The 23205-nt window shown below is 74.8% G+C and carries 7 protein-coding genes and 2 pseudogenes; 5 read left to right on the forward strand and 4 right to left on the reverse strand.

The genetic code is table 11. The features are described 5' to 3' along the window. Positions 1-161: 161 nt before the first annotated feature. Entirely contained in the window at positions 162-365 is a 204-nt protein-coding gene (locus KYY02_RS30110) for a hypothetical protein (RefSeq protein WP_371243490.1), read from the reverse strand. Positions 366-541: 176 nt separating this feature from the next. On the opposite strand from KYY02_RS30110, the gene nadE reads away from it, so the two are divergent. Beyond that, positions 542-1372: an NAD(+) synthase gene (gene nadE / locus KYY02_RS30115; RefSeq protein WP_371243492.1), complete on the forward strand. Its 831-nt coding sequence runs from the start codon at positions 542-544 to the stop codon at positions 1370-1372. A 132-nt stretch (positions 1373-1504) separates the two neighbouring features. Here the strand turns inward: nadE and KYY02_RS30120 are convergent, their stop codons facing one another. After that, positions 1505-2377: an SGNH/GDSL hydrolase family protein gene (locus tag KYY02_RS30120; protein ID WP_371243494.1), complete on the reverse strand. Its 873-nt coding sequence runs from the start codon at positions 2375-2377 to the stop codon at positions 1505-1507. Positions 2378-2641: 264 nt separating this feature from the next. Here KYY02_RS30120 and KYY02_RS30125 point away from each other — a divergent pair. Next, a pseudogene (locus KYY02_RS30125) lies at positions 2642-2740 on the forward strand (TetR/AcrR family transcriptional regulator); the annotation flags it as partial. A gap of 80 nt (positions 2741-2820) precedes the next feature. Here KYY02_RS30125 and KYY02_RS30130 read toward each other — a convergent pair. Continuing rightward, positions 2821-3170: pseudogene (locus tag KYY02_RS30130) on the reverse strand (hypothetical protein); the annotation flags it as partial. Between the two features lie 438 nt (positions 3171-3608). On the opposite strand from KYY02_RS30130, the gene KYY02_RS30135 reads away from it, so the two are divergent. After that, positions 3609-4157: a TetR/AcrR family transcriptional regulator gene (locus KYY02_RS30135; RefSeq protein WP_371243496.1), complete on the forward strand. Its 549-nt coding sequence runs from the start codon at positions 3609-3611 to the stop codon at positions 4155-4157. A gap of 26 nt (positions 4158-4183) precedes the next feature. Beyond that, positions 4184-6352, forward strand: a complete 2169-nt coding sequence (locus KYY02_RS30140; RefSeq protein ID WP_371243498.1) for an MMPL family transporter — start codon at positions 4184-4186, stop codon at positions 6350-6352. Between the two features lie 187 nt (positions 6353-6539). On the opposite strand, the gene KYY02_RS30145 is transcribed toward KYY02_RS30140, so the two are convergent. After that, complete coding sequence (locus tag KYY02_RS30145) at positions 6540-8156, reverse strand: MFS transporter (RefSeq protein ID WP_371243500.1); 1617 nt, start codon at positions 8154-8156, stop codon at positions 6540-6542. Positions 8157-8684: 528 nt separating this feature from the next. Between KYY02_RS30145 and KYY02_RS30150 the strand changes: the two genes are divergently transcribed. Next, on the forward strand, positions 8685-23205 hold a 14521-nt coding region (locus KYY02_RS30150), incomplete at its 3' end, for a non-ribosomal peptide synthetase (protein WP_371243502.1).

Consider the following 23205-nt stretch of genomic DNA (forward strand, 5'->3'; position numbering starts at 1 on the left):
GCCCTGCCCGACGACGCCTGGGCCGTGGAGCCGGGCGAGGCGGTACCCGGGCGGACCGAGGACCACGGGACGCACGCGCCCGGGGCCGCCTTCCCGGTGGCGTTCGCACCCGACAAGGATCCGGATACGGAACCGACCGTCCGCATCCACCCCCGTCGGTCTCACCACCACGAGGAAATCAGGGCGGGGACCGCGTACGCCACCAGGACCACGCCGAGGAACCCGGCCGGATCGACCGCCACCCGTTCCCCTTCCGTTCCGTCGGCCCCCGAGGACCGTCGGACCGCGAGGGTTCGCCGGCCGGCGATCGAGGCGGCGGACTCGCCGAGCACCCCGAGGAAGCGTTCCGGCCGGCCGTTCCCCATCAGCGGCGTCCCTTCCTTCTCCTCGTGCTTCCGTAGCGGTCCCGAGCGGCCCCCCGCCCCGGCGCAGGGCCGCTTCAGCTGTTGGAGGCGCAGTCCCTCCCCGTCCGGATTTCCCGGAGGACTCCTGGGTAGCCGGGGAGGCGACAGCACACCGTGAGCCGGAACGAGGAGCAGACGTGAGCGAGTCGGCGTCCACCGCCCTGCAGCAGGAGATCGCCCGGGAACTGGGTGTCGCCGAGACATTCGAAGCGGAGCGGGAGATCGAGCGCCGGGTGGCCTTCCTCACCGAGCGGCTGACCTCCACCGGCCGGCGTGCCCTCGTGCTCGGCATCAGCGGTGGCGTCGACTCCACCGCCGCCGGCCGGCTGTGCCAGCTCGCCGTCGAGCGGGCGCGGGCCGACGGACACGAAGCGCGGTTCTACGCGATGCGCCTGCCCTACGGGGTCCAGGCGGACGAGCACGACGCCCAGCGCGCGCTCGCCTTCATCCGGGCCGACCACGTGCTGACCGTGGACGTCAAGCCCGCCGGCGATGCCGCGCTCGAGGCCGCGCTGGCCGCCGGGGTGAGCTTCCACGACGCCTACCACCAGGACTTCGTGCACGGCAACATCAAGGCGCGTCAGCGCATGATCGCTCAGTACGCGGTGGCCGGCACGTACGACGGCCTGGTCGTCGGCACGGACCAGGCCGCCGAGGCGGTCACCGGCTTCTTCACCAAGTTCGGCGACGGCGCCGCCGACCTGGTCCCGCTGGCAGGCCTGACCAAGCGCCGGGTGCGCGCCGTCGCGGAAGCGCTGGGCGCCCCCGCCGACCTGGTGCGGAAGGTCCCGACGGCCGATCTGGAGAGCCTCGACGAGGGCAAGGCCGACGAGGACGCGCTCGGGGTGTCCTACGACGTCATCGACGACTTCCTGGAGGGCGGGCCGGTGGACGAGCAGGCCTTCGAAACGATCGTCCGCCACTACCGCCGCACCGACCACAAGCGCCGGATGCCCGTCACCCCCTGACGGGGAGTTCCCACCCCGCAGGGGGCGCCACCGGGCGAAAGGTCCCTGTCCGGGCGGTGGCCGGATCGGGCGACGCCGTCGAGGGAGCGAAGCCACGGGCGGACCGATCGCCGAGGGCGAAGCGCGCCGCCGTCAGCTCAGGCCGAGGACGCTCATGGTGTGCTCGGCCATGCGCCGTTGCCCGAGGGCGTTGGGATGGACGGGTACGAGGCTGCCGCCGAAGAGGAGAGGCTCGATCCAGCGGGCGCCGCCGGGCTCGCACGCGTCGTGGCCCTCGGAGACACGGGAGAAGTCCACATAGGTGGCGCCGGTCTCTTCGCTGGCGCGTTCGACCGCCGCGTTGAGGTGTGCCTGGATGCCCCGCAGGTAGGGCACGTCACCGGTGGCGACGGGCAGCTTCACGAAACAGGACGGGTCGGCCTCGGCCGGCGTGATCCACGGGTAACCCAGGACCGCCACGCGGGCGTCGGGCGCCTTGGCGCGTACGGCCCGCAGGGCGCTCTTCAGCGCGGGATAGGTGTTCGCGTCGATCTGGTCGGTGAAGGAGGTGCCGTGCGCGTCCTTGCAGGGGCTGCCCTTGCCGCCGCTGAGGACACCCGCGGTGCCGCAGGCCGCCAGGGCGTTGATGAAGGTGCCGTTGTCGTTGCCGCCGATCGTCAGCGTCACCAGGTCGGTGTCCGCGCCGAGTGCGTTCACCTGGGGCGCGACCCCGGGGTACTGCGATGTGGTGAAGTCCTTCGTCCGGGCGGCGCCGCAGGTCACGTCCTTCAGGCGGGCGCCCGTCCGGGCGGCGATCACATGGGGGTAGTTCGCGATGGAGCGCAGGCACAGCAGATTGGTGGGATCCACGGGCAGCACGCCCGAACCGGCGCTGTAGCTGTCGCCGAGGGCGACGTAGTCCAGCGACGCGGAGGCGTGGGCGGCGCCGCCCGTGAGGCTGAGGGCGAGCGCACTGACGAGTGCGCATGATGTGGCCATGACATTTCGCGGAGCGTGCTTCGGCATGTGATCCCTCTTCTCGGAGGTGGAGCGGCGGGTGCGGCGGTCGACGGGGGTGTGCCGCCGGCGGGAACGGAGTGGCCGGAGCGGGGGAAGGACCGGGCTGCGCAGTTACCGGACGGTTTTACCGTCAAGTAATGTGCAGGCGCTCCGGCGGGGAGTCAATGTTGTCGACCGGACTTCTCGGGATGCTCACGAAAGCTCCCGGCCGGCTCCTGCGGACACGCGAACCCGCGGTTGCGAAGCGATCGGCCCCCTGTCCTGTCCCGCATGCCGCAGACCGGCTCCGGTGTCGCGACCCGCGAGGCCGTCCACTCGGCCGCCGCCCGGCTCTCCTGGAACCAGGGCTTCTCCAGGACCACCGTCCGCCGGATCGCGGCGGCGGCCGGCACGGACCCCGTACTGGTGATCCGCCGTTCCAGGAGCGAAGAACTCCTGTTCCCGGAGACGATGACGTTCTCCCGCGCCGTGTCGTCGCCGAGTGCCTGCGTCACGCACCGCATCCAGGACTCCTCGGTGTCCGGCACGTTCGCCGGGAAGCCGATGAGGTGCGAGTGTGCCGGACGTGGTCGCCCGCCATCGCGCTCACGGTGAGCGGCGTCCGCCTGGCGGTGTGCACGACCGCGGCCCCGGACAGCCCGGACAGCCGCTCCAGCAGCGTTGCCGGGAGCTTGAAGCCCACGGACGCCAAGGCCGCGTCGAACTGTCGTACGGCGGCGGCTCCCTCGCCTGCGGAGTCCCGGGGGAGGGGGAGGCGGTGGGTGTGCCGGACGACCAGCGATTCGAGACTGTGCGCCATCCGGGGATGATCGCAGAGGTGTGCGGGCCGGCGCGCAGAAGTTTCCCCTTCCCCGGTTCCCGCTTGTGGCGTGCTCACCGGACCCGTTCCTCACGGGTGGTCCGGCCGGGTGCCCCCGGGCCGCCGTCCCCGGCCCCCAGGGCGGCGTCGAGTCAACGGCCTGGCACGGCCCGTCACGGGAACACCGTGTTCCACGGCCGGCGCGAAGGCCGTCTCCCGCTTCTGCGGAGCCGCTGCCGCGTGGCGCCCTGGGCTCTGCGGACGAGGCGAACCGCCCGCAGCGTCGTGCTCTGCGGGATCCGGCGCTCTTCGCGCGCGGGCCGGCGGAGCCACCGTGCACGCCCTGTGCGACACCCGGACCGGGAAAGTGGCGCAAGTCACATACTCATAACTGTCCGATCGGTCAGTTCTGACCGATCGGACAGTTATGGTTGAGGAATGGCACGCTCCGCCTCCGCGATGCGCGGTCAGATCCTGGAATCGGCACTGCGACTGTTCGCCGTGCACGGCTTCCGCGGCACCTCGTTGCAGGACATCGCCTCCGACGCGGGATGCTCGAAGGCGTCGCTCCTCTACCACTTCGCCGGCAAGGAGAAGATCCTCACCGAGCTGCTGACCCCGGCCCGGGACGCCCTCGCCACGCTGCTCGACCGCGTGACCGGACTGGAGGGCGGCCGGCTGGTGGAGGAGACCGTCACCGGATACGTCGACCTGGCGCTGCGGTTCCGCCGCGAGATCCGGCTTCTCTTCGAGGACATCGCCGAGATGTCCTGCCACCAGGACCTCAACGTCATGGAGTTGGCGAACGGGTTGCGGGACGCGCTGGCCGGCCGCTCGCGACGGGCGCCGGCGCGGGTGGCGGCGTGGATGGTGCTGGGCGCCGTCTTCATCACCAGCGCCACCGATGACGAGGTGGCGCCGGACGAGGTGCTGCGCGCCGAAATGATCCGCAGCGCGCTGCGGACGCTTGACCACACCCCCAGTTGACCCCTCAACGGAAAGACCCCTCCTCCATGGCGACTCTGCTGTACCGGCTCGGGCGGTTCTCCTTCCGCAGAAGAGGCCGAATAGCCGCGGTCTGGCTGCTCCTGCTGATCCTGCTGGGTGTCGGAGCCGCCACCCTGATGGGCCCGACCAGCGACAAGTTCTCCATGCCGGGCACCGAGTCCCAGCGGGCACTGGACGACCTCGACCGGCAGTTCCCGCAGGCCGGCGGAGCCACCGGGGCCATCGTCCTGGCCGCGCCCGAGGGCGAGAAGCTGGACCCCGCCGCGGTGGCGCCCGTGGTGAAGGAAGCATCCGAGGTCGACGGCGTCATCGCCGCCATGGACCCGTTCCGGAGCGGCTCCGTCTCCCGGGACGGCCGCTACGCACTGATCCAGGTGCAGTTCGACAAGGCCGCCGACGAGGTCACCGACGAGCAGAAGTCGGCCTACGAGGCCGTCGGCGCCGACGCCGAGGGCCTGCGGGTCGAGCACGGCGGCGAGGTCATGGGCGGTGAGGTGGAGATCGGCTCCACCGAGGCGCTCGGCGTCCTGGTCGCCGCGGTGGTCCTGGTCGTCACCTTCGGCTCGCTGGTCGCCGCCGGCATGACCCTGCTGAACGCGCTGATCGGCGTCGCGGTCGGCATGGCCGGTCTCTTCTCCCTGACCAGCGTCATCGAGCTGACCTCCACCGCCCCCGTCCTGGCGCTGATGCTGGGCCTGGCCGTCGGCATCGACTACTCGCTCTTCATCACCTCCCGCTACCGCCAGTACCTCGCCGAGGGCCTCCGGCCCGAGGAGGCCGCCGGCCGCGCGACCGGCACCGCCGGTTCCGCCGTCGTCTTCGCCGGCGCCACCGTCGTCATCGCCCTGGCCGGCCTCTCCGTCGTCGGCATCCCCTTCCTGAGCGTGATGGGTCTGGCCGCGGCGGGCACCGTCGCCGTCGCCGTGCTGGTCGCCCTCACCCTGCTGCCGGCCTTCCTCTCCTTCGCCGGCAGGAAGATCCTGCCGCGCAAGCAGCGCCACGCGGACGGGAACGCCGCCAGGGACGGCGCCGCCGCCGAAGGCTTCGGTTTCGTCTGGGGCCGACTCGTCACCAAGCTGCGCGTGCCGCTCCTGGTCGCCGGCATCCTCGGCCTGGGCGCGCTCACCCTCCCCGCCCAGGACATGCGCATAGCCCTGCCGGACGCGGGCACCGCCGCCGAGGGCACCCCGGCACGCGAGGCGTACGACCTGACGTCCGAGGGCTTCGGCGAGGGCTTCAACGGCCGTCTCGTCGCCGTCGTCAACGGTGAGGACGCGCAGTCCACCGGGGCGGCCGCGGAGAAGGCCACCGCCCTCATCAAGGACACCGAAGGCATCCTGACCGTGGCCCCGCCGCAGTTGAACGAGCAGGGCACCACCGCCCTGCTGACCATCATCCCCGAGGCCGGCCCCACCGCCGTCGCCACCGAGGACGCCGTCCACGACATCCGCGACCGGGTCGCGGACATCGAGGGCGCCGACATCGCCCTCACCGGCGCGACCGCCCTGGGCATCGACGTCTCGGAGAAGCTCGCCGACGCCCTGCCGGTGTACCTGCTTTTGGTGGTGGGCCTGTCCATCCTGCTGCTCATGCTGGTCTTCCGGTCGGTCCTGGTGCCGCTGAAGGCGGCCCTGGGCTTCCTGCTCACCGTGGGCGCGACCTTCGGCATCACCGTCGCCATCTTCCAGGAGGGGCACCTCGCCGGCCTGGTGGGCGTCGACACCCCCGGTCCGCTGGTGAGCTTCCTGCCGATCCTGCTCATCGGCATCCTGTTCGGACTCGCCATGGACTACGAGGTCTTCCTCGTCTCCCGTATGCGCGAGGACTTCGTCCACGGCGCCGACCCGCAGACGGCCATGGTCAGCGGCATGGGTCACAACGCCCGCGTCGTCACGGCCGCCGCGCTCATCATGACGTCCGTGTTCGGAGGCTTCGTCCTGATGGACGACCCGATCATCAGATCCATCGGGTTCGCCCTCGCCGTCGGCGTGGTCATCGACGCCTTCGTCGTCCGCATGGCGCTGGTACCGGCGGTGATGTCACTGCTCGGCCGTGCCGCCTGGTGGCTGCCGGGGCCCGTCGACAAGGTCCTGCCCGACCTCGACATCGAGGGCGAGAAGCTGAACCGGCAGCTGGCCGCGGAGACGCGCGACGAGCCCCCCGTCGTGGTCTGACCCGCGCACCGGCCGGCCCGGAGCGCACCCCCAGAGGGCGGGGCCCGCACAGCGGTCCCCGCCCTCTCCCGTCCCCCCGTCCTGCACGGAACGATCGGCCGGCCGCCCCGTCCCTGTTCCCGTCCTCGTCCTCCGGACGGACTCCCGAAGCCGGACCACGGAGAGTCAGGACCAGGGCGGGCGCGGGTCAGGGACCAGGTTCTGGTCCGGGCCCTCGCGCGGGTCCGCGTCCTGGTCCCGTACGGGGTGCGGCGCCTGCTTCCGGGGTGTGGTCCGGCCCATGACCGGGCTCCCCGTGCGCGGTGCGCAGGGGCGTCTCCCGCATCAGCAGGACGGCGGCCAGCGCGAGCAGGGCGAAGGGCACGGCGGCGGCGAACACGTCGCCGAAAGCCTGTCCGTACACCGCCCGGACGCTCTCCACGGCCGAGGGCGACAGCGTGCCCAGGTCCGGCAGGCCGCCGTCGAGCCCGGCGCCGACCGCGGCGTGTGCGGAGGACAGGTCGTCCACGCGGGCGGTCAGCAGGGAGCCGAGTGCGGCGAGCCCGAGTGCACCGCCGAGGCTGCGGAAGAGGACCACCAAGGTGGTGGCGGCGCCCAGACCGTCCGGCGGCGCCGCGTTCTGGGCGATCAGCACGAGGTTCTGCGAGACGATGCCGATGCCCGCGCCTCCCGTGAACAGGGCGGCGCCCACCAGCAGGAGCGGGGTCTCCGCCTCCACGGTGCCCATGAGCGAGAAGCCGAGGACGAGCAGCAGTCCACCGGCGGCCAGGAGGTGTTTCCAGCGGCCTCGCGTGGCGATCAGGCGGCCGACGACGCCGGAGGCCACCAGCAGACCCACGATCATCGGCAGGGTCAGCAGGCCCGACACGGCCGGCGACTGCGCCCGGGCGGTCTGGAAGTACTGACCCAGCAGGGCGGGGGCGGCGAACAGCGCCGGTCCGACCGCGAAACCGGCGAGCGCCGACAGGGCGACGGTGCGGTCGCGCAACAGGCGCAACGGCACCAGCGGATCGGCGGCCCGTGACTCGCGACGGACGAACAGGGCGACCAGGACGAGCACGGCGCAGGCCGCTCCCGCGGCCTGCCAGGACATCCACGGGACGCCGTCACCGGCCCGGGTGACGGCGAGGAGGAGCGTACCGACCGCCGCGGTGAGCAGGGCCGCGCCCCGGAAGTCGAGGTGGGAGCCGCGCGCCGCGCGCCCGGAACCGGCCTCGGGCAGCCGCAGCGTCCGGTGGAGGGTGAGTCCGGCGCCGGCCGCGAGGAGCACGCCCAGATGGAAGCAGCCGCGCCAGCCCACCCCGGGGGTGTCGGCGAGGAGGCCGCCGAGCGGGGGACCGGCGACCGTCCCGGCCGTGATGACCAGCGTGATGCGGCCGTTGTACCGGCCGCGCTCCCGTGGCGGGACCAGCGTGCCCATGACGACCTGGACCAGCGCGTTCACCCCGCCGGCTCCCAGCCCCTGCACGGCCCGGCCCGCGATGAGCTGCCCGACGTCACCGGCCAGCGCGCACCACGCCGACCCGAGGGCGAACAGACCGAGCGAGCACTGGATCAGCGTCTTGCGGTCCGCGAGGTCGGCGAGCTTTCCCCAGAGCGGCAGACTCAGCGTGGAGGAGACCGTCGTGGCGGCGACGACCCAGGTGAAGGCGGCCTGACTGCCGTCCAGGTCGGCGACGACGCGGGGCAGCGCGGTGACGACCACGGTGCCGGCCAGCAGGCCGGCGAAGAGGCCGAGCAGCAGGGCGCGGAAGGCGCGGCGGGTCTCGGCAGGGCTCATCGAGGGGTGCCGGCACTGCGCCATGAGGGTCCTCGGGGGTCGCCGCCGCACGGCGCGGCAGGAGGGGTCGGGAAAGCACCGGGAAGGGGTCGGGAGGAGCGCGGCGCGTGCCGGCGGAGGGCCCGGGGACGCGGAACCGGGAAGGCGCCGCGACGACTCGATGATGGCATCCGGCCGCGGACGGCGGATGCCGGTCCGGACCGTCCACGTCACCGCAGTTGGGGGAAAGTTCAGCCGGGTGAACGAGGGATGCCCGTACGTGATGCCGGGGTGAATGCCGGACGTGCGTCACCGGCGCACCGCGCGGTTCCCGGCACGGAGTCGACCGCCGCGCAGGTCCGGCCCGGTGCGGGGACAGTTCACCTGAAGATCATTTTCCGCGCGCGGGCATCCCGTCCGGTCAACTTGCCGTGCTAGACACCGAGGTGACAGGTGATCATTGCTGCCCCGGGTCGGCCGACATGGTGATCGCCGTGGTCACCAGGGGTTTCCCGGTCCCCACCGAGGCCGGGCCACGCTCGCCGTTCATCCGTATGCCTGGGAGTTACGCACGTGCTAGACGACCACCCTCGTGGCCTGCCGCTCACCCCCGGACAGTCGGGCATCTGGTTCGGCCAGCAGCTGGCACCGCAGAGCCGCGCCTACAACCTCGGCGTCTACGTCGACATCACCGGCCCGCTCGACCTCGCGCTGCTGGCCGAGGCGACACGTCGTTTCCTCGACGAGGCCGACGGGTTCCGCGTCCGGATCGGGGAGCACGAGGGCGAACTGCGCCAGTGGGTCGAGCCGACCGGTGCGTGGGAGCAGCTCTTCGTCGACGTGTCGGCCGAGGAGGACCCCGAGGCAGCGGCACGCGCCTGGATGAAGGCCGACATGGCCCGCCCGCGCCTCCAGGGCCACCCGCCGAACCTCACGAGCGCGGTGATCCGCGTCGCCGAGCAGCGCCACTGGTGGTACTCGGGCATCCACCATCTGATCAGCGACGGGTTCGGCGCCGGGATCGCCGTACGGCGCGCGGCGGCCCTCTACACCGCGCTCTGCGAGGGGCGCGACCCCGCGGAGGGGGCCCTGCGGCCGCTCCGGGAACTGCTGGACGAGCAGGCGGCCTACCGGGCCTCGGACGACTTCCGCGCCGACCGGGCGTACTGGCTGGAACGGATGGCCGGCCGGCCGGCGCCGACCGGACTGACGGAGCGGTCCGCGCCGCCTTCCGCCCCGGTGCACCGGCGGACCTCACGGCTGGGCACCGGGACCGAGTCGGGGATGCGGAAGGTCGCGCGGAGCGGCCGGTCGAGCTGGCCGGCCGCCTTCATCGCGGGCGTCGCCGCCTATCTGCACCGGATGACCGGGGCGGACGACCTGGTGCTGGGCTTCCCGGTCACCGCGCGCGTCGGTTCCGTCGCGGAGGCCGTCCCCGGCATGGTGTCCAACGTCGTCCCGCTGCGGCTGGGCGTGGACCCCGGCCTGACGTACGGCGAGCTGACCGCCCGGGTCGCGGCCGAGATGAGGAACGCGGTGCGCCACCAGCGCTATCCGGAGGCGGACCTCGCCCGCGACCTCGGCCTCTCCGCGGGTGGCCGGCTCTACGGGCCGGTCGTCAACGTCATGCCGTTCGGCCAGGACTTCGCCTTCGGCGGCCTCCACGGCACCCTGCGCAGTCTGGCCGTGGGGCCGGTGGCCGACCTGTCGGTCGCCTGCTACGGCGGACGCCCGGGGCAGCGCGGCGCGATCGAGGTCGTCGTCGACGGGAACCCCGAGCTGTACTCGGCCGGTGAACTGGCCGGACACCACGAGCGGTTCCTGCGGCTGCTGGAGCGGCTCACCGCGGGGGACGACGCCGCCGCGCGGCCGGTCGGCCACGGTGACCTGCTCGACGAGGACGAGCGCCGGCGCGTGCTGGGAGGCTGGTCCGGCGGCACCGGCGATGTCGCCCCCACCGGGGGGAGCGACGCGGAAGGCGCTCCGGCGAGGACTTCTTCGGAGGGCGGCCTGGAAAGCGCCCCGGAGGGCGACCCGTGGCGGCTGGTCGCGGCACAGGCGGCCCGCACCCCGGACGCCGTCGCGGTGACCGCCAAGGGAGCGTCTCTGACGTACGGCGAACTGGTCGGCCGGGCGTCCCGGCTGGCCGGCGTCCTGGCCGGTCACGGAGTGGGACCGGAGGACCGCGTGGCGCTGGCGCTGCCACGCTCGGTGGACCTGGTGACCGGTGTGCTGGCCTGCCTGCGTTCCGGCGCCGCCTATCTGCCGCTGGACCTGTCGCACCCGGCGGAGCGGCTGGAGCTCATGGTGGCCGAGGCACGGCCGGCCGTCGTCCTGACGACGGCCGAGCTGGCCGGGCGGGTGCCGCGGGGCCCGCGGCACGTGCTGGCCGACGGGCCGTGGGACGCCGCCCCCGCCGATGCCCGTGCCCACGCCCCCGCGGAGGCCGACGCCGTGGCGCCGCCCGCCGCGGTGCCCGGTTCGGCCGCGGCGTACGTCGTCTTCACCTCGGGGTCGACAGGACGGCCCAAGGGCGTGGTCGTCCCCCGGTCGGGCCTCGCCAACCTGCTGCTGGACATGGCCGGGCGGGCCGGCCTCGGCGGCGGCGACCGTCTGCTCGCCGTGACCACACTGGGCTTCGACATCGCCAACCTGGAGCTGCTCGCGCCCCTGGTGGCCGGTGCCGCGGTGGTGGTGGCCGGACCCGACGAGACGCGCGACCCGGCACGGCTGCGGCGACTGCTGCTGACCGAGGGCGTCTCGGTGATGCAGGCGACGCCGAGCCTGTGGCAGGCGGTGTCCGCGGAGGTCGCCCCCGTCCTCGGGGGCGTCCGGGTCCTCGTCGGCGGCGAGGCGCTGCCGGCCGCACTGGCGCGCGAACTCGTCGCGTCCGCCGCGTCGGTGACCAACGTCTACGGACCTACGGAGACGACGGTCTGGTCGACCGCGGCCGGCCTGTCGGCCGAGGACGCCGAAGCGGCGACGGTCACCATCGGACGGCCGATCGCCGGCACCGCGGTGTACGTGCTGGACGCAGCGGCGCGGCCCGTGCCGCCCGGCGTGGTGGGCGAGCTGTACATCGCCGGCGCCGGACTGGCGCGCGGGTACGCGGGACGGCCCGGCCCGACGGCCGAGCGCTTCGTGGCCGACCCCTTCGGCGCCCCCGGCACCCGCATGTACCGGACCGGCGACCTCGTACGGTGGACGCGGGACGGCCGGCTCGCCTACGCGGGCCGGGCGGACCAGCAGGTCAAGGTGCGCGGACACCGCATCGAGCCGGGCGAGATCGAGGCCGTGCTCGCGCGGCAGCCGGGCGTTGACCGTGCCGCGGTCGTGCTCCGGGAGGACACGCCGGGCCGGCGGCAGCTGACGGCGTACCTCGTCCCGGGCACGGAGCCGGTGGCGGACGGACACGAGCTGGCCGCGGCGCTGGCGCGGAGCCTCCCCCCGTACATGGTGCCCGCCGCCTTCGTGACCCTCCCGGAGCTGCCCCTGACGGCGAACGGCAAGCTCGACCGGGCCGCGCTGCCCGCGCCGGCGGCGGCCGTCCGCGAGGGCGGCCGGACGCCTCGGAACGAGGTCGAGGAGACCCTCGGCCGGCTCTGCGCCGACCTGCTCGACGCACCGGACGTGAGCATCGACGACGACTTCTTCGCCCTCGGCGGCGACAGCGTCTCGGCGATGCGTCTGGTCGCCGCCGCACGCCGCGAGGGGCTGACCATCGCCCTGCGCGACGTGTTCGAGCACCCGACCGTGGCGGACCTCGCCACCCGCGCGGCCCCGCGGGAGGACGCCACGGGCGACGCCTCCCCGGCGCCGGAGCCCTCGCCCGCCGCCCCGTTCGCCGAGGCGGAACTCCGGCGCCTGCGCGCCCGCTACCCGCGGCTCTGCGACGCCCTGCCACTGACCCCCGTGCAACAGGGCCTGCTGTTCCAGTCCCTGCACGACGCGCAGGCCGCCGGGGACGACGACTACACCGTGCAGCTCGGCTTCACGGTCGAGGGCCCGCTGGACGGGCACCGGCTGCGCGCGGCCTGGCACGCCCTGCTGCGCCGGCACCCCGTGCTGCGCTCCGCGTTCGTCGCCGACGCCGCCGACGTGCCGGCGCAGGTGGTGCTCGACGACGTCGAGCTGCCCTGGCGCGACGTGGACCTCGCACAGCCGCCCACGGACACCGACGACCGGGAACGGGACCGGCGACTGCGGCAGACCGCCGCCGAGGAGCGGGCCGGCCGCTTCGACCTGGCGCGCCCCCCGCTGCTGCGGATCGCCCTGGTGCGGCTCGCCCCCGAGCGGCACACCGTGCTCTTCACCCACCACCACATGCTGCTCGACGGCTGGTCGCTGCCCCTGCTGGGCCGTGAGCTGTTCGCGCTGTACCACGACGAGCCCCTGCCGCCGGCGACCCCGCCACGCGCGTACCTGTCCTGGCTCGGAAGGCAGGACCGTGACGCGGCCCGCGCCGAGTGGAGCGCCGCGCTCGACGGGCTCGACGCACCGACGCTCCTCGTGCCGGACGCCGCCGGAACGGCGGGACCGGCGCAGGGCCGGTACACCGTCGACCTGCCGGCCCGTACCACCGAGGCCCTGCGGGACCTGGCCGCCGCGCACGGCCTCACCCTCAACACCGTCGTCCAGGGCGCCTGGGCCCTCCTCCTGGCCGGACTGACCGGGCGCGACGACGTCGTGTTCGGCACCACCGTCGCCAGCCGCCCCGCCGAGATCGACGGGTCCGAGTCCATGGTCGGACTGTTCGTCGACACCGTCCCCGTGCGCGTACGGCTGCGTCCGGCGGACGACCTGCTCGGCGTCCTGCGCGGGATGCAGCGCCGGCAGTCGCGCCTCACGGCCGCCGCGCACCTGGGCCTGCCGGACATCACCCGCCCGACCGGGCTCGACCGGCTCTTCGACACCGTCCTGACCTTCGAGAACTTCCCCGTCGACCCGGCCGCCTTCCGGCCGGGCCCCGGCCTCGGCATCACCGGTCCGCACGTCCACGCGGGCACCCACTACGCGCTGACCCTGCTGGTGGTGCCGGAGGCCGCCGGACTCAGCCTGCGGTTCGGCTACCGGACCGGCGCCTTCTCACCGGAGGACATCGCCCTCGTGGGCGAACGGCTGGTGCGGCTGCTCCAGGGGCCGGTCGCCGACCCCGTCCGGACCGTCGGCTCCGTCGACGTGCTCCTCCCCGGGGAGCGGCGGCAGGTGCTGACGGAGTGGAACGACACCGCCGTGCCGGTGCCGCCCGTCACCGTGCCCGAACTGGTCGCGGCACAGACCGCGGCCACGCCCGACGCGACCGCCGTGGTGTACGGGGACGGCGGGGACGGCACCGAGGAGCTGACGTACGCCGAGTTCGACGCCCGGGTGGCGGCGCTCGCGGCGCTGCTGCGCGAGCGCGGGGCCGTGCCCGAGACCCGCGTGGCGGTCGCCGTGCCGCGTTCGGCGGACCTGCTCGTCGCCGTCCACGCCGTGCTGCGCGCGGGCGCGGTGTACGTGCCGGTGGACCCGGACCTGCCGGCGGAGCGGATCGGGCTGCTGCTGGACGACGCGGCACCGGCCTGCGTCCTCACCACGCGCGGCTTCGTCGAGCGGTTCCCCCGCCTGGGCGGCCCGGACACGGTGCTCCTCGGGGACGGCACACCCGCCGGTGACGGCGCGGCCCTGTCCTCGCCGGTCCCCGTGGCGTCCGGCTCGGCCGCGTACATGATCTTCACCTCGGGCTCGACCGGCCGCCCGAAGGGCGTCGTCGTCTCCCACGAGGCCATCGCCAACCGGGTGCTGGGCATGCAGCGCGAGTTCGCCCTGACCGCCGACGACCGGGTGCTGCACAAGACGCCCGTCGGGTTCGACGTGTCCGTGTGGGAGCTGCTGTGGCCGCTGACCACGGGCGCCACGGTGGTGGTGGCACGCCCCGGCGGGCACCGCGACCCGGAGTACCTGGCGGCGGTCGTCGGGACCCGCCGGGTGACGACGGTGCACTTCGTCCCGTCGATGCTCCGGGTGTTCCTCGACGCCCTCGACGAGCCGGTCGCGGCCGGGACCGGGCTGCGGCGCGTGATCTGCAGCGGCGAGGCGCTGACGGCCGAACTCGCCGACGCCTGCCTCGGCCTCCTCGGCGTTCCGCTGTTCAACCTCTACGGGCCGACCGAGGCGGCCATCGACGTCACCCGGTGGCGTTGCGTCCCGGCGGGGACGGACACCGCGGCGCACGCCGGGGCGGGCACGGTCCCCATCGGGGGTCCGGTGGACAACACCCGGGTGTACGTGCTCGACGCGGCGCTCCGGCCGGTCGCCCCGGGCGTCGCGGGTGAGCTGTACCTGGCGGGGCGCCAGCTCGCCCGCGGTTACCCGGCCCTGCCCGGGACGACCGCGCTCCGCTTCGTGGCCGACCCCTTCGGTCCCGCGGGCAGCCGCATGTACCGCACCGGCGACCTGGCGCGGTGGCGCGGCGACGGCACGCTGGAGTACCTGGGCCGCACCGACCACCAGATCAAGATCCGGGGGGTGCGCGCCGAGCCCACCGAGATCGAGGCCGCGCTCGTCGGGCACCCGGCGGTGAGCCGGGCCGCAGTGGTCGTCCGGGAGGACGAGCCGGGCCGACGGCAGCTCACCGCCTACGTGGTGCCGGCCCTCCACGGGCGCGACGCGGACGCGTCCGGATCCGAGCGGACACAGGTGCGGGAGTGGAACGCCGTCTGGGAGTCGGTCTACGCGCCCGCCGCCCCAGGGCCGTCCGCACCGTCCGCCACCGACGAAGCCCCCGCCTTCGGCGACGACTTCTCCAGCTGGGACAGCAGCTACGACGGCCGGCCCCTCCCGCACCGGGAGATGAGCCGCTGGCGCGACGCGACCGTGGAGCGGATCCGCGCCCTGCGTCCCGTACGCCTGCTGGAGATCGGCGTCGGCGCGGGCCTGCTGCTGTCGCGGCTCGCCGGGGACACCGAGACCTACTGGGCGACCGACTTCTCCGCCGCGGTGGTCGGCACGCTGCGTGACCGGATGCCCGGCCACCTCGCCGACCGTGTCACCCTGCGTCACCAGGCGGCGGACGACACCGGGGGCCTGCCCACCGGATTCTTCGACACCGTCGTGCTGAACTCGGTGATCCAGTACTTCCCGGACGCCGGCTACCTGGACCGGGTGATCCGCGCCGTCGTGCCGCTGCTGGCACCCGGCGGGCGGGTCTTCGTCGGTGACGTACGGGACCTGCGGGCCGCCCGCGTCCTCGAGACGGAGAAGCACCTCGTCCGCCTCCCCCCGGGCCGGCACACCGGCACCGCGGCACTGCGCCGGTCCATAGGCCGGGCCCTGCTGAACGAGAACGAACTCCTCGTCGACCCCGCCTGGTTCACCGGCCGGACCGGCCCCGGCGGCCCCTTCGCCGTCGCGGACGTCCAGGTGAAGCGGGGCGGGTACCGCAACGAACTGAGCCGCTACCGCTACGACGTCGTCCTGCACACGGCCCCGGCGGCGGCGTCGCCGGCCGACGGCGACGCCGCCGGCGACGGAACGGACCTGGACGGACTGCGGCACACCCTGTCCACGGCGCGCCCGGCGCGACTGCGCGTGCCGGGGCTCCCCGACGAGCGCACCGCCCGGCAGGTCCTGGCGGTCCGGCGGCTGGACGAGGGCGCCGAACCCGCCCGTGCCGCGCGCCTCCTCGCGGACGACGTCCCGGTGCCCGGCGCGGTGGACCCCGAGGACCTGTACGCCCTCGCCGAGGAACTGGGCTACCGCGTGGCCGTGGCACCGTCGGCGGCCGGCCCCGGCGCGGTGGACGCCGTCTTCCGGCGCACGGACGCCTCGGACTCCCCGACCGGTGAAGTGCTGTGCGCCTACCGGCCCGCCGCGGAGTCCGTCCCCGCCTCGGCGCGGAACACCAACGACCCGGGCCTCGCCCGCAGGATCGCCGGGCTCCCGGCCGAACTGCGGACCCTCGCCGAACGCGCCCTGCCGGAGGCCCTCGTGCCCGCCGCCTTCGTGGTGCTGGCGGAGCTGCCGCTGACCGCGAACGGCAAACTGGACCGCGCCGCCCTTCCGGCGCCGGACTTCGCGGCCGCACCGGACAGCCGGGCGCCGCGCGACGCGACCGAGCAGGCCCTGTGCACCGCCTTCGCCCAGTTGCTGGGCGTCCCGCACGTGGGCATCGACGACAGTTTCTTCGCACTGGGCGGCGACAGCGTGCTGGCCATGCGGCTGGTGGGCGCCGTACGCCGGGCGGGCATCGACCTGGCCGTCCGTGACGTCTTCGCGCACCCCACCGTCGCGGCCCTCGCCCCCCTGGCGCGGGAGGCCGGGGACACCGACGTCACCGGACCGCCGCAGGGGGCGTGCGAGGGACCCCTGCTGCCGGTACCGGCGCCGGTGCGGGAGCGGCTGACCGCCCCGTACCCGGGTCCGGCGGACATGCCGATCCTCCCGCTGACACCGCTGCAGGAGGGGCTGCTCTTCGAGTCCCTGGCCGCCGCGCAGGCTCCGCGGGACGGGGAGGACGCCCGGGCCCGGGAAGACGACTACACCGTCCAGCTGGCGCTCACGCTGGACGGCCCTCTCGACCCGGTCCGGCTGCGCACCGCCTGGACCCGGCTGCTGGCCCGGCACGGCAGCCTGCGGGCGGCCTTCGTGCACGACGCGGACGCGGGCCCGGTGCAGATCGTCTCCGGCGAGGCGGCACCGCCCTGGCGGGAGACGGACCTGTCCACGGCCGACGGGCCGGAGCGGGAGGCGCGGCTCGCCGAGCTGCGGACCGCGGAGCGACAGACCCCGTTCGACCCGGCGCGGCCGCCGCTGCTGCGCGTGGCGCTGGCCCGGCTGGCCCCGCACCGGTACACGATGATCGTGACCTACCACCACATCCTGCTCGACGGCTGGTCGCAGCCGCTGCTGCTGAACGAACTGCTGACCGCCTACGCCGAGCCGGACTCCCTCTCCCCGGCGCCGCCCCAGTTCGAGCGCTACCTGGCCTGGCTCGCCCGGCAGGACAAGGACGCGGCACGGCAGGCATGGCGGCAGGCGCTCGACGGCGCCGAACCGACCCTCGTGGCGCCGGTGACCCGCAGCCGGGCGGACGACGCCACCGGCGGCCCGGCGCACGCGCCCGGGCACGGGGCCGTGGAGCGCCTGCTGTCCCCGGACCTGACGTCCCGCCTGACCGCGCACTGCCGCCGCCACGGCCTGACACCCGCCACCCTGGTGCAGGGCGCGTGGGCCACCCTGATCGGCGCGCTGACGGGCCGCGACGACGTCGTCCTCGACGCCCCGCACGCGGGCCGCCCGGCCGACGTCGAGGACGTGGAGTCCGTCATCGGTCTGTTCATCAGCACCGTTCCGGTGCGGGTGCGCCTCGACCCGGTGCGGCCGATGGCCGCCGTTCTGCGCCGGCTGCAGGACGAGCAGTCCCGTCTCGCCGCACACCAGCACCTCGGTCTGCCGGAGATCCTCCGGCAGACCGGTGCCGGAGCGCTCGCCGACACGATGGTGGTGTTCCTCAACTTCCCGCTGGACCCGGACGCGTTCCGGCCGGCGGACGGCATACGTGTCTCCGCCGTCGACGGCGGAGTGGCCACGAGCTACCCGCTGCGGCTGCTCGCCACCCCCGGCGAGCGGCTGCACCTCACCCTCGGCCACCACACCTCCGCCTACGACCGGGCCGCCGCCGAAACGCTCATGGACCGGCTGGTGCGCCTCTTCGAGGAGCTCGGCGAGGGCCTGGAGCGGCCCGCGGGCCGCGCCGGGGTCCTCACCCCGCGCGAACGCGGCCACCTGTCGACCGCCTGGCAGGGGGCACAGGACGGGACCGCGGCGGCCGGCACCGTCACCGGCGTCCTCGAGGAGCGGGCGGCCACCGCCCCCGACGCCCCGGCGGTCCTCTTCGGGGACGAACGGCTCACCCACCGCGAACTGCACACCCGCGCCAACCGCCTCGCCCGCCTGCTCATCGCCCGGGGCGCCGGGCCCGAACGGACCGTCGCCGTCGCGGTGCCCCGCTCCCCGGACCTGGTGGTGGCCCTGCTGGCGGTCCTCAAGGCCGGCGCGGCGTACCTCCCGGTGGACCCCGGCTACCCGGCGGACCGCATCGCGTACATGCTCGACGACGCCCGGCCGGTGACGGTGCTGACCACCACCGGGGCGGCCGCGTCGCTCCCCGAGGACGTCCGCTCCGGCGCCGTGCGGCTCGATGACCCGGACACCGGACACGCGCTGCGCGCCCTGCCGGACGGCGACCCCGCCGACGACGAGCGCACCGCGCCGCTGAGGCCCGACCACCCGGCCTACGTCATCCACACCTCGGGTTCCACCGGGCGGCCCAAGGCGGTCGTGGTGCCGCACCGGGGGGTCGCCGCCTACTTCTCGTACCTGACGTCCGGGATCGCCCGGCTCGGCCCCGACGACGCCGTGCTCAACCTGGCGTCCGTCTCCTTCGACCCCTCGGTGCGCGACATCCTCGGCACCCTGGCCGCCGGCGGACGCGTCGTCATGGTGCCGCCCGACGAGGCCAACGACGCACGCGCCCTCGTCCGCGCCATGTGCCGCCACCGGGTCACCGTGCTGCTCTCCGTCGTGCCCTCCCTGCTGGCCGCCCTGAACGAGGAGGCGGCGCAGCTGCCCGTCGGCGAACGCCCCTCCCCGCGGTCGGTGATGACCTGCGGCGAGGCGCTCACCGAAAGCCACCTCCAGCAGACGGCCGCCCTCGGGAACCCGCTGGTCGTCAACCAGTACGGGCCCACCGAGGCGACCATGAGCAGCACCTTCCAGGCGGTGGGCGAGCCCGGGGCGCGGCGGTCCGGCGGGCGCTTCCTGATCGGCCGCCCCCGCCCGGGCGTCCGCGCCTACGTCCTGGACCACCGGCTGCGCCCGGTCCCCGCCGGAACACCCGGCGAGCTCTACCTGGCCGGTCCCGGCGTCACCCGGGGCTACGCGGGCCGACCCGGCGCGTCCGCCGAGCGCTTCCTCGCCGACCCGTACGGCGGGCCCGGCACCCGCATGTACCGCACCGGCGACCTGGCCCGCTGGACCGCGGACGGCCGCCTGGACCACCTCGGCCGCGCCGACCACCAGGTCAAGGTGCGCGGCCACCGCGTCGAACTCGGCGAGATCGAGGCGGTCCTGGAGAGCCACGGGGCGGTCGCCCGCGCCGTCGCGGACGCACGCCGGGACACGCCCGAGGGCGAGTTGCGACTGGTGGCCTACGTCGTCCCGGAGACCGGGACCGGAGCCGTGGCAGGGCCCGGGAACGCCCCCGCCCCGGCCGAGCTGCGCCGCCACGCCGCGGCCGGCCTGCCCGGCTACATGGTGCCCTCCGCGTTCGTCGTCCTGGACCGGTTGCCGCTCACCCCCAACGGCAAGGTCGACCGACGCGCCCTGCCCGACCCCGGCGCCGCGGACGGCTGCGCGGCGGACGGCGGCCGCGAGGCGCGCACACCGCTCGAGGAAGTGCTGTGCGGCCTGTACGCACGGCTCCTCGGCGCCGACCGGACCGGCATCGACGAGAGCTTCTTCGACCTGGGCGGACACTCGCTGCTCGCCACCCGTCTCGTCGCCCACATACGCAACACGCTCGGTGCCGACCTGCCGGTCCGCGCCGTCTTCGAGGCCCCCACGGTCGCGGAACTCGCCGAACGCGTCACCGCCGCCGCAGGCGCCCCGCCCCGGCCCCGCCCCGCCGCCGGCACCAGGCCCGACGACATCCCGCTGTCCTCCGCCCAGCGCCGCCTGTGGTTCCTGCACCGCTTCGCCGAGGGCGCCGCGGACGGCTACCACATGCGGGTGGCACTGCGACTGCGCGGCCCCCTCGACCTCCCCGCGCTGCGCCTCGCGCTCGCCGACCTGACCGCCCGCCACGAGGCGCTGCGCACCGTCTTCCCCGACGTCGACGGCCGTCCCCGCCAGGAGATCCTGGACGCCGACGCCGAGCGGGCCCGCCCGGAACCGGAGGTGGTCCGCGTCACGGAGGCGGACCTGACCACCGAACTGGAGCGGACCGTCCGCCGGCCCTTCGACCTGGCCGCCGAGATCCCACTGCGGGCGGCCCTGTTCGAACTGGGGGAGGACGACCACGTCCTCGCACTGGTGCTGCACCACATCGCCGCCGACGGCTGGTCGTTCGGACCGCTGGCGGCCGACTTGTCCACCGCCTACCGCAGCCGTACGCGGGGGCGGGCGCCCGACTGGGCTCCGCTGCCCGTCCAGTACGCCGACTACAGCCTGTGGCAGCACGACCTGCTCGCCGACGACGGCACGGACGGGCCGACGGGCCGCCAGCTCGCGTACTGGCGGCAGCGGCTCGCGGACCTGCCGGACCGCATCGACCTGCCCGTGGACCCCATCGCCGCCGCGCCCGGTGACACCACCGGCACCGCACCCGGAGGCTCGTACCTCTTCCGCATCCCGGCGCCGCTCCACGCCCGCCTGACGGAGCTGGCCCGCGAGCACTCCGCCACCGTCTTCATGACGCTCCAGGCCGCCCTCGCCGCGCTGCTGACCCGCCTCGGCGCCGGTACGGACATCCCGCTCGGCACGGCCGTGGCCGGGCGCGGTGACGAGGTGCTGGAGGACCTCGTCGGCTGTTTCGTCAACACGCTCGTCCTGCGCACCGACACCAGCGGCGACCCGGACTTCCGCGAGCTGCTGCGGCGGGTGAGGGAGACCGACCTCACCGCCTACGCCCACCAGGACGTGCCCTTCGACCGTCTCGTCGACCACCTGGGCGTGCCCCGCTCACTGGACCGCAACCCGCTGTTCCAGGTGATGCTGGCCGCCCAGCCCGAGCTCACCCGTGACGCCGTCGAGCTCCCCGGTCTCACTGCCGAGCCGATCCGCGTCGGCGCCGCCACCGCCCGCTTCGACCTCTCCTTCAACGCGGCCGAACACCGCACCCCCGAGGGCGCTCCGGACGGGATCGACTGCCGTGTCGAATACCGAGCGGACCGCTTCACCCCCGAGACGGTACGGCTCCTCACCCGGCGCTGGACCCGGCTCCTGGAGTCCTTCGCCGGCGACCCGGACCTCACCGTGTCCCGGGCCGCCACCACCGCCGACGACGAACGCCGACGCGTACTCACCGACTGGAACGACACCGCCATGCACGTCCCGTCCGCCACCGTGCCCGAACTCCTCGCCGACCGCGTCGCGCGCACCCCGCACGCCGAGGCCGTCGTCTGCGGGGCCGACCGGCTCACCTACGCGCAGCTGGACACCCGCGTCGACGCCCTCGCCCGCCGTCTGCGCGCGCTCGGGGCCCGGCCGGAGCGCCGCGTCGCGGTGCTCGTCCCGCGCTCGACCGGCCTGCCCGTGGCCCTGCACGCGGTGCTGCGCACCGGTGCCGCGTACGTGCCCGTGGACCCCGACCTCCCGGCCGGACGCATCGCCCTGCTGCTCGCCGACACCGACCCGGTGTGCGTGGTGACCGCTCAGGAGACGCGCGGTCTGCTGCCCTCCGCCGTGCGGGCCCCGGTCCTGCCGCTCGACGGGCCCCCCGGACCGCAGGACGTCCGCGGGCCCTCCGCCGGGTTCGCGGCGCCGCACCCCGACAGCGCCGCCTACGTCATCCACACCTCCGGCTCGACGGGGCGCCCCAAGGGCGTCGCCGTCCCGCACCGGGCCGTCGTCAACCGCCTGTGGGGCATGCAGGAGCAGTACGGTCTGCGGTCCGACGACCGGGTGCTGCACAAGGCCTCCACCGGCTTCGACGTCTCCGTGTGGGAGCTGTTCTGGCCGGTGCTCGCCGGCGCCGCCGTGGTCGTCGCCGGGCCCGAGGCGCACCGCGACCCCGCCCGGCTCGCCGAGCTGATACGGGACCGCTCCGTCACCACCGCGCACTTCGTGCCGACCGTCCTGCGCGCCTTCCTGGACCAGCCGGCCGCCGTCGGCTGCACCGGGCTGCGCCGGGTGTTCTCTGGCGGCGAGGCCCTGCCCGCCGACCTCGTACGGCGCTTCCACGACGTGCTCGGCGTCTCGGGCGTGGCCCTGTTCAACCAGTACGGTCCCACCGAGGCCACCATCGACGTCACCTGGTGGCGCTGCCCCGCGGACCCCGAGGGCCCGCCGCCGCTCGGCCGCCCGGTCGCCAACACTCGCCTGTACGTCCTCGACGCGGCCCTGGAGCCGGTGCCGCCGGGCGCCTCCGGCGAGCTGTGGATCGCCGGCGCCCAGCTGGCCCGCGGCTACCTGGGCCGCCCGGGCGCCACGGCGGAGAGCTTCGTCGCCGACCCCTTCGGCCCGCCCGGCGCCCGGATGTACCGCAGCGGCGACCTCGCCCGCTGGACGGGCAACGGCGAACTGGAGTACCTGGGCCGTGTCGACGACCAGGTCAAGGTCGGCGGTGTGCGCGTCGAGCCGGGTGAGGCCGCGGCCGCACTCGGCGAGCAGGAGGGGGTGAGCACCGCAGCGGTCGTGCCCCACGACGCTCCCTTTGGCGGCCGGCGCCTGGTCGGCTACGTCGTGCCCGAGCGGGGCCGCACCCTGGACGGCGCACAGGTGCGCCGCCGGGCCGCCGACACCCTGCCCGAGTACCTGGTCCCCGCCGAGATCGTGGTGCTCGACGCCCTCCCCGTCACCCCCAACGGCAAGCTGGACCGCGCGGCCCTGCCCGTGCCCGACCCCGCCGGCACGGCGGACGGAGGACGCACGCCGCGCACCCCGGCCGAGGAGATCCTCTGCCGCATCTTCGCCGAACTGCTCGGGGTCGGTGCCGGGAGCGTGGGGAGGGACGACGGGTTCTTCGCGCTGGGCGGGGACAGCATCATGTCGATCCAGCTGGTCAGCCGGGCACGGCGGGCCGGTCTGGTCCTCACCCCGCGCGACGTCTTCACCCACCAGACGGTGGCCGAACTCGCCCGGATCAGCGGGCGCGCGGACGACCGGCCCGACGTCCGCGCCGAGGACGACGGGACGGGACCCGTCGAACTCACCCCGATCGTCCACAGGCTGCGCGAGCGCCGCGGACCCGTCGACGCCTTCCACCAGTCGGTGCTGCTCCAGGTCCCGGCCGGGCTGGGGGAGGAGCGGCTGACGGCGGCGGTGCAGGCGCTGCTGGACCATCACGACGCCCTGCGGCTGCGGCTGACCCGGACGGCGGGCGGACTGGTCTGGG

This window comes from Streptomyces pimonensis, assembly GCF_041380215.1.
Taxonomy (GTDB): Bacteria; Actinomycetota; Actinomycetes; order Streptomycetales; family Streptomycetaceae; genus Streptomyces; species Streptomyces pimonensis.